The 7,882-nt window shown below is 70.0% G+C and carries 6 protein-coding genes and 1 pseudogene; 4 read left to right on the top strand and 3 right to left on the bottom strand.

Going from position 1 to position 7,882, the window contains the following annotated elements; genetic code table 11:
• Positions 1–163 precede the first annotated feature (163 nt).
• Together ACFZBT_RS25375 and ACFZBT_RS25370 are read left to right on the top strand one after the other, a co-directional pair.
• Complete coding sequence (locus ACFZBT_RS25375; RefSeq protein WP_391107423.1) at positions 164–913, top strand: hypothetical protein; 750 nt, start codon at positions 164–166, stop codon at positions 911–913.
• A gap of 12 nt (positions 914–925) precedes the next feature.
• Positions 926–1,162, top strand: a pseudogene (locus tag ACFZBT_RS25370) (adenosylhomocysteinase); the annotation flags it as partial.
• 66 nt (positions 1,163–1,228) lie between these two features.
• Here ACFZBT_RS25370 and ACFZBT_RS25365 read toward each other — a convergent pair.
• Entirely contained in the window at positions 1,229–2,977 is a 1,749-nt protein-coding gene (locus tag ACFZBT_RS25365) for a hypothetical protein (RefSeq protein WP_391107421.1), read from the bottom strand.
• Positions 2,978–3,405: 428 nt separating this feature from the next.
• Entirely contained in the window at positions 3,406–4,800 is a 1,395-nt protein-coding gene (locus ACFZBT_RS25360) for an AbfB domain-containing protein (RefSeq protein WP_391107419.1), read from the bottom strand.
• Between the two features lie 227 nt (positions 4,801–5,027).
• Here ACFZBT_RS25360 and ACFZBT_RS25355 point away from each other — a divergent pair, with 227 nt between their 5' ends.
• Both ACFZBT_RS25355 and ACFZBT_RS25350 read left to right on the top strand, forming a co-directional pair.
• Entirely contained in the window at positions 5,028–6,452 is a 1,425-nt protein-coding gene (locus tag ACFZBT_RS25355; protein WP_391107416.1) for an amidase, read from the top strand.
• Between the two features lie 74 nt (positions 6,453–6,526).
• Positions 6,527–6,973 (top strand): type II toxin-antitoxin system PemK/MazF family toxin, encoded by a 447-nt coding sequence (locus ACFZBT_RS25350; protein WP_391107413.1) that lies wholly within the window; start codon positions 6,527–6,529, stop codon positions 6,971–6,973.
• Here the strand turns inward: ACFZBT_RS25350 and ACFZBT_RS25345 are convergent.
• Positions 6,958–7,773: a TIGR02452 family protein gene (locus ACFZBT_RS25345; protein ID WP_391107411.1), complete on the bottom strand. Its 816-nt coding sequence runs from the start codon at positions 7,771–7,773 to the stop codon at positions 6,958–6,960. The genes ACFZBT_RS25350 and ACFZBT_RS25345 overlap by 16 nt on opposite strands.
• Positions 7,774–7,882: the final 109 nt, after the last annotated feature.

Here is a 7,882-nt window from a genome sequence, read left to right as displayed (position 1 = left end):
CGACTGGCTGGACTGGTACAACTACCACCGACCCCACACTGGAATCAGTGGCCAAGCACCAGCCAGCCGCGTCACCAACCTGTCCGGTCAGCACAGCTAGGGCCCTTCTCTCCCCGACACGACCTGAACAGCGAGGTACACATGGACCACTCCGAGCAGTCCTTTGACCAGGGCCTCACCATCGTCCCCGCGCCTCGGGCTGCACCGGCTTCCCGAAGCCGTCCTCGAAGGAGCACAGATCAGCGGGCACCGCACCGCGCTGTCCGCGGCGGTCGGCGCGGAGACGCTGCGCGCGGGAGACCGTACGCCGGCCAAGGTGGCGGTCATCGGAACCGGCTACATCTCGCGCACCACCCTGGAGGTGTTCGCCGGCCTGGGCTGGTCCTGCGACCGTCTCGCGGTGTTCGACCTCGACCACGAACGGGCGGAGAGCTTCGCGTCGGAGAGCAGGAAGCTCCCCAGCCGACTGACGGCCGAAGTCTCCGTGGCCGCCACGCTCAGGGAGGCCGTGGCGGACGCGAACGTCGTGCTCTTCGCGACCACCGCAGTGATGCCGCGCCTGAGCGAGTCGAGCCGGTTCAAGGACGACGCCGTGGTCCTGCACATGTCTCTGCGCGACCTGACGCCCGAAGCCATGGCCGGCGCCGTGCACGTGGTCGACGACGTCTCGCACGCCCTGCGCGAGAAGACCTCGCTCGCCCTCGCCGTCGAGCAGGGCACCGTGGAGCGCCAGGACATCTCTCCCGTCGGTGACCTGCTGAGCGGCACGGTCAAGCCCGACCGCGGCACACGAGCCGTCTACTCGCCCTTCGGCCTGGGTTCGTTGGACATCGCCCTGGCTCAGCTCGTCCTGGACAGGGCGCGGGATGCGGCGGGCGTCGTGTCCGTTCCCGGCTTCACATGCACTTCCTGAGCCTCACCTGCGTCGTTCGTGATGCCCAACTCCTTCGCGGACCAGACCCTGGCCCAGATCGAGCTGTTCACCAAGCCCGACGAGTACCCGACCGGCGTCTACGTGCTGCCCAAGCACCTCGACGAGAAGGTCGCCCGCCTCCACCTCGACTCACTCGGCGTGAAGCCGACCACGCTGCGTCCCGAGCAGGCCGAGTACATCGGCGTCCAGGTCGAGGGCCTGTTCAAGCCGGAGCCCTACCGCTACTGAGCCGAGCCGAGCCGCGTCGCGTCCGGCCCGGGGGCCCGTACGGGCCTCCGGGCCTTCTCCATTCGGTCAGACGGCCTCAGTCGAATACTCGGTGAAGCGATAAATGCTCTGCGGATTCAGCCGGTAGCCGGGGCGTCCCTGAATCACGGCGTCCTGGGCCATGTTGTGGTCGGCCACTTCGCTGAAGCGCTCCTGACAGGCACTACGGAATCGGCGCACCGTCTGGGCCAGTGCGGCGGAGGTTCGGTTCGTACGGTCGGAGAGCTCGGCAGCGGAGAGGAAGGGGACATCGGTTCCCTGCGCGACGCTCTCCGAGAAGTCCCGGCCCAGTACTCGGAGGGTGTCGATGAGCGGTTGCGGCGCGTTCTCGTGCACCGTGACTCCCTCCACCGACAGCAGCCGGGCGTAGAGCGTCACCTCGAGCCGGTCGGGCTGCGGCAGCTGCTCTTCGCCCAGGTCGAGGGAGAGGAACTCCGGCACGAGATGACCGGCCCGGAGTCCGATGTAGCGGCTGAGCAGTTGGCGGCGCTCCGTACCGCGCGGTGCCTGCAGGTAGTCGGCCACGGCGCCCAGGACATCGGGCAGGGTCGGTCGCAGGTCCTGCAGATAACGCGTGATCCAGTCGACCGACTCCCCCCTGCCGTGCAGCCGGGAGTGCAGTACGGCGGTGTCCAGCAGGACGAGGGAGGCGCAGCTGTGCAACTCGGCGTACTTCAGACGGTCATGCAACGTCACAGCCGTGTCGATGAGTACGCGTGGCCGCACCCGGACACGGTACGTGCGTAGCATCCGGTGCCACTGTTCGTACGCCGTGAGATGGACGTTCCACGTCCCCGGGGCCTCCAGGTACCTGTCGGCGACGTGACGGAACATCCTCGGGTAGTGCGACTGCTGATAGGTGCCCCAGCCGAAGGAGAACGTGTCGAGCGCCGCGTCGAAGTCGCGCTGTGCCCCGTACCGGCAGACGGAGATGAGGAACTCGCTGGTGCGGACATAGCGCATCAGGAGTTCGCGGTCGCGTTCGGTCAGTTCGGTCGGGCGCAGAACCGATGACTCCACGAACGTGCTGTAGTCACCGCTCTGCACGTCGCCCAGATGGAAGGCGAACGACCGCCCCGCCTCCGATGCGACGACCGGGTGCGCTTCGAGCACCTTTTCCACGTATGTTCGCTGCGCGTCGAGCTCGGCGTGGGCTTCTTCCTCCCGCCCGGCGAGCAGCTGGGCGATGACGAGGTCCGTGTAAAGCCAGGACGCGTCCGCGTAGTAGCCGTACTTCCGGTAGCGCTCGAGCGAGTCCCTGAAGAGGGGCAGTGCTCGCTCCGGGTCGTTCTCGGCAGCGGCCTCCAGCCCATCGCGCCACAACACGAAGGAAACACGGGAGAACGACTCGGGTTTCCCTTCGACTCCTGCCTCTTCGGCGAGGCGGGCGAATGCGGTCGGGAACATGGAGTCGGCGTACTTCGCCCACCCCTGGCTGAGGTGGTCGGCCACCTCCATCAGCAGCTCGAACGACCGCTCGCGTACGGCACGGTCGAGGAGTTCGATCAGCTCCCGGACCCGCGGCAGGATCCTTCCGGTGTAGAAGAAGGAGGTATTGACGTATTTGTCGGCCGTTGCGAGCAACACGGGCGCGGCCGATGTGCCGTTGTCCATGCGGGCACACAACTCACCGAGCAGCAGCAGGACGGCGACGTCGTGCTCGTTCGCCTGCCGCAGCTCGCCCGCGGGCACGTCCAGCACGTCCGTCATCACGACCTGGCGGCCGCGTGCGAGGTGCTCCTCGAGTGCCTGATAGCGCTCGACTACGCTGCTCATCTCCGCTGTCCTATCCGTTGCGTCGCCCATGCGCGATGGCCTCCGGCTACCGGGTTCCCGTGACCTTCGCCAGAACGGTGACGGTTGTCCGGTAGGTCCTGGAGGGGGCCACGTCGGCTGTCTCGAGCACATCCGCCGCCGGACGGTGCCTCCGAACCGGTCTCGAAGCCCCGCTACCGCGCCGCGCAGGTGTTCAGCGGGTGTCGTCCGCCGTGACACGATGCCGCCTTCAGAATGTCATCTTAGGCGAGTCTAATGACAGGGATCACATCGAGTGGTGTCGAGACCCTACCCCAGAGTCGGATCTTCCACCAGGAAAGGTGCAGCTTACGGCCCTGGAAGCCGCACAACGCCGACGCCGGGGGCCTCCTGCGACTTTCCGATCCAGTTCCAGAACAGGTATGGATCCGAGACAGAAGGGGTGCAGGTCAGCCCCAAGCCGCCACCGGCACGAACGAACTGTCCTGCCGGAACAAGTCCGTCCCGTTCGAGCGTTCCACGCGGAGCTGGTAGGCGTAGTGGCGCAGATAGTGCCCCGGATAGTTGTACGACTCGAAGCGGACGGAGCCGGACGCCGTGCCGGTCCGGAGGACGAACGTGGCGTCCTTGGCGAACGTGCTCGTGCCGTCGTTCGGGTCGAAGCGGGCGCGGAAGTCCCAGTGGCGCAGGTAGTTGCCGGCTGTGTCACGGAAGGAGTGGGCGTTCGCGTCGGCCAGGCCCGGGACGACCGTGAAGGTGGCGGCCTGCTTCTCGGCGGTGGTGCTGGAGCCGCTGACCACGGGCAGGTTGAGGAGCGCCGACTGCTGCTGCCAGTAGCGGGTGGAGTAGTTGGCGGAGCGGAAGGAGCGGGTGATGTTCCTCGCCAGGCTCGGGCCGCCCGGGACCGTCTCCTTCACCACGGTGAAGTGCCGTGCCGTGCCGGAGATCGCGGGCAGTGCGGCCGGTGCCGACCAGGTGGCGAAGGTGTCGTGGCTGTCGCTGTAGTAGTAGCTTCCGTCGCCGTAGCCGTCGAAGAAGATGCGCCAGCCGCCGTTGTCCAGCTGGACCAGCGCGGGGCCTTCGCGGTAGCTGCCCCAGCCCGCCCAGTCGCCGGTCCTGCGGATCGTGTAGGGGCCGGTGAGGCTGGAAGCGGTGGCGTACTCGATGTACTTCGTCGTCTCGTTCTTGGGGAAGGCGTGGTACGTCGAGCCGATCCTCACGATGAACGTGTCGATGTGGTTGGCGCCGATGCCGGAGAGGGCGACCGGTGAACTCCACGCCGTGAGGGCGGAGTTCGTGGCCCTCAGCCGGTACGGCGTGAAGATCCACTCGTCGTTCGCGGTGGAGCAGGACACGATGACGCTGACGCTGCCGTCGCTGTCGACGAACCATTCGGGCGCCCAGGCGCGGGAGAGGTTCGCGATGGGAACGGTGTGGTCGTACAGGAACGTCCAGTTGACGCGGTCGGAGCTGCGGGCGAAGCCGATGGTGGTGCTGGTGTCCTGCCAGGTGTGCGTGGTGTAGGCGACGTAGTAGTAGCCGTCGGTGTGTCTGAGGATGCTCGCGTCGCGGATCCGGCCCGCCGGTGGCGTGTACGCGGAGGAGCGCAGCAGCCGGAAGTCGGTGGCGTCGTCCGACTGGTAGACGTTGACCGTGCCGTCGTCGCTGTTGAGGAACGGCACGATGGTGTACCGGGTGGCCGAGCCGTTCGGGGGTGCGGCGGCCAGGGCGCTGCCGAGCAGTCCGGGGGCCTCGCCGAGCAGCAGCGCCGAGGCGGGCAGGGCGGCCGCGGCGCGCAGCAGGGTACGGCGGGACGGGGCGGCGATGGCGGGGCGGGGAGTCATGTGCGGCTCGCTCTCGACTCGGGGGGTCGAAATACCGAACAGGGTTCGGGAAGTCGGTCAGAAGGTAGAGCTGAGGCAGAAGTGCGTCAATGGTTCTGTACGAGAGCCGCAGAACCCAGAGCGGAACCGAGAAGGGGCCGGTGAACATCCACTTCCGTCGCCACCGTTCCGTCACCGGCCACCGGACGTTACCGTTCGGTAGACCACCCGCTTCCGGAGGTGTCCGCATGACGCTCGACCGAGCCGCAGGCCTGGCGGAGACCGCGCGTGCGCTGGCCGCCGGGGAGATGACGTCCCGCGCCCTGGTGGAGCTCACGCTGGCGCGGATCGAGGCGACACAGGGCAGCCTCAACGCCTTCCGGATCGTACGGGCCGAGGCCGCGCTGGCCGAGGCGGAGGCGGCCGACCGGGAGCTGGCCGCCGGGACGCGCAAGCCGCTGCTCGGTGTCCCCGTGGCGGTGAAGGACGACATGGACGTGGCCGGCGAGCCGACCGCCTTCGGCTGCTGCGGGGAGTTCCCGCCGGTCGCCGAGGACGGCGAGGCGGTACGGCGGCTGCGCGCGGCCGGGGCCGTGATCGTCGGCAAGACCAACACCTGCGAGTTCGGGCAGTGGCCCTTCACCGAGGGGCCCGCCTTCGGCGCGACCCGCAACCCGTGGAGCGCGGAGCACACGCCCGGCGGGTCGTCCGGCGGGTCGGCCGCCGCGGTCGCCGCCGGGCTGGTACCCGCCGCGCTCGGCTCGGACGGCGCCGGCTCGGTGCGGATCCCGGCCGCGTGGACCCATCTCGTCGGCATCAAACCGCAGCGCGGCCGGGTCTCCACCTGGCCGCGTGGCGAGTCGTTCCAGGGCATCACCGTCAACGGCACCCTGGGCCGTACGGTCGCCGACGCGGCCCTGCTGCTGGACGCGGCGAGCGGCAACCACACGCAGGACCCGCACCAGCCGCCGCCCGTCGAAGCGTCGGCAGCCGTCGGCCGCGATCCCGGGCGGCTGCGGATCGCGCTCTCCCTCAAGCCTCCGTTCACGGCGGTGCCCGCCCGGCTGCTGCCCGAAGTCCGGACCCGGATCGTCGAACTCGCCGAGCGGCTCGCCGCGTTGGGGCACACGGTCGAGGAGGCGGATCCGCCGTACGGGCAGATCGGGCTGACCTTCGTGCCGCGTGCGACGGCCGGGATCGCCGAGCGGGTGGGCGAGGCGCCCTTCCCGGCGCTGCTGGACCGGCGCACCCGGGACGCGGCCCGGCTGGGCCGGCTGCTCGGCGGGGCGCCGCTGCGGGCGGCCCGGCGGGCGGAGGCCGTCCTGCACCGCCGTATCGGAGGGTTCTTCACCTCGTACGACGTCGTCCTCGCGCCCACGACCGCCGCTCCCCCGCCCCGTATCGGCGCCTTGCTCGAACTCAGCGGCTTCGCCACCGACCGCGCGATGATCGCCGCCTGTCCGTACGCCTGGCCGTGGAACGTGCTGGGCTGGCCGGGGGTCAATGTGCCCGCCGGGTTCACTGCGGACGGCCTGCCCGTCGGGGCGCAGTTGCTGGGGCCGGCCGACAGCGAGCCGCTGCTGCTGCAGGTGGCGGCCCAGTTGGAGGCGGAGCTGCGCTGGTACGAGAAGTGGCCGTCGCCGCCGGTCACGGCACGTTCCGCTGTCGCCTGAGCGACCGTAGGGCGCCGATGGACGACAAGTGACCCGTCGGGCGGTGTCACGGGGGCAGCCCTTAGGGTGCCCCCGTGACCGCGTTTACAGACGAGAACGTCCCGGGCCGCCAGGGCCCCTCCGCCACTGTCCAGGCCGACCCGGGCAAGGTGGGCCAGGTCCGCACCGAGTACTCCCCCGCCTACGACGGCGACCCCGACCCCGGCGAGATCGTCTGGACCTGGGTGCCCTTCGAGGAGAACGACGGGCGCGGCAAGGACCGCCCGGTGCTCGTGGTCGCCCGTGAGGCGGCCGGGACCTTCCTCGCCGTGCAGTTGTCCAGCAAGCGGCACGACGGCCACCGGGAGTGGGTGCCGATCGGCGGCGGGCCGTGGGACCGCTCCGGCCGGGAGTCCTGGGTCGACGTGGACCGGGTGCTGCGCCTGCACGAGGACGGTATGCGCCGGGAGGCCTGCGCGCTGGACCGGATGCGGTTCAACCTGGTCAGACGCCGGCTGCAGGAACGCTACGGCTGGACCTGAAAGGTCTTCTCGAAGGCGCCCAGGACCGCGCGCTCCCGGGTCCGGTCCAGGATCCCGAACGCCACGTGCTCGAAGGTATCCGCGAACCGTCCGCCGGGCTCCAGCAGCGTCCGGAACGCCCCTGCCACCTGGGCCGGATCGTTGCGGAACACCCCGCAGCCCCAGGCCCCCAGCACGAGCCTGCGGTAGCCGTGGGCGGCGGCCGTCTCCAGGACGCGTTCGGCCCGGACCGCCAGGGCCTCGGGCAGTTCGGGGACCCGCTCGGGTGCCGTGCGCAGTACCACGCCCGCGTTGGGCGCGGGCGAGGTCAGGAAGCCGGCGGTGTACGGCTCGTCCAGCAGTGCGCCCCGGTCGTCGCGGAAGACGGGCACGTCGGGTGAGTGGATGACACGGTCCGTGTAGAACGGGTCGCGGTGGGCGCGGTGGTGGTCGTAGTACGCGCGGGCCCGGAGCAGGCAGGTGTACAGCGCGGAGGCCCTGCACAGGGCCTCTTCCTGGGCCTGGGCGCCGTTCAGATAGCCGCCGCCGGGGTTGCGGGCCGAGGCGAAGTTCAGCACGGCCACGTCGCCGCCGAGCCGGCGGGCGGCCTCCAGGCTGCTCTCGCCGGTGACCTCGATCGACGTTCGCGTCACCCGAACGGCGGGCACCGGCACCGGTTCCGGACCGTACAGGCGCGTGCCCTCGCGCGCGGCCTGTATTTCCCCGGCGATGGACACCTCGCGGCCGCTGGGTGCGCGATAGGCACCCGCCGCCACGATCTGCTCGGTCTGTCGCGCGACATCGCGCAGGCGCGCGCTCACGGCGCCACCCCCGTACGCGCCGCGACCGCGCGCCCGGCGGTCTTCTTTGTCGTGCTCACGCAGGCATCGTGGGTGATGCCGGTTCCGCGGCGCAACGGAGTTTCCGTCG

The sequence above is a fragment of the Streptomyces sp. NPDC008137 genome, assembly GCF_042957035.1.
Lineage (GTDB): Bacteria > Actinomycetota > Actinomycetes > Streptomycetales > Streptomycetaceae > Streptomyces.
Note: the sequence above shows the minus strand (reverse complement) of the source record. Positions and strands in the feature narration are given on the sequence as shown.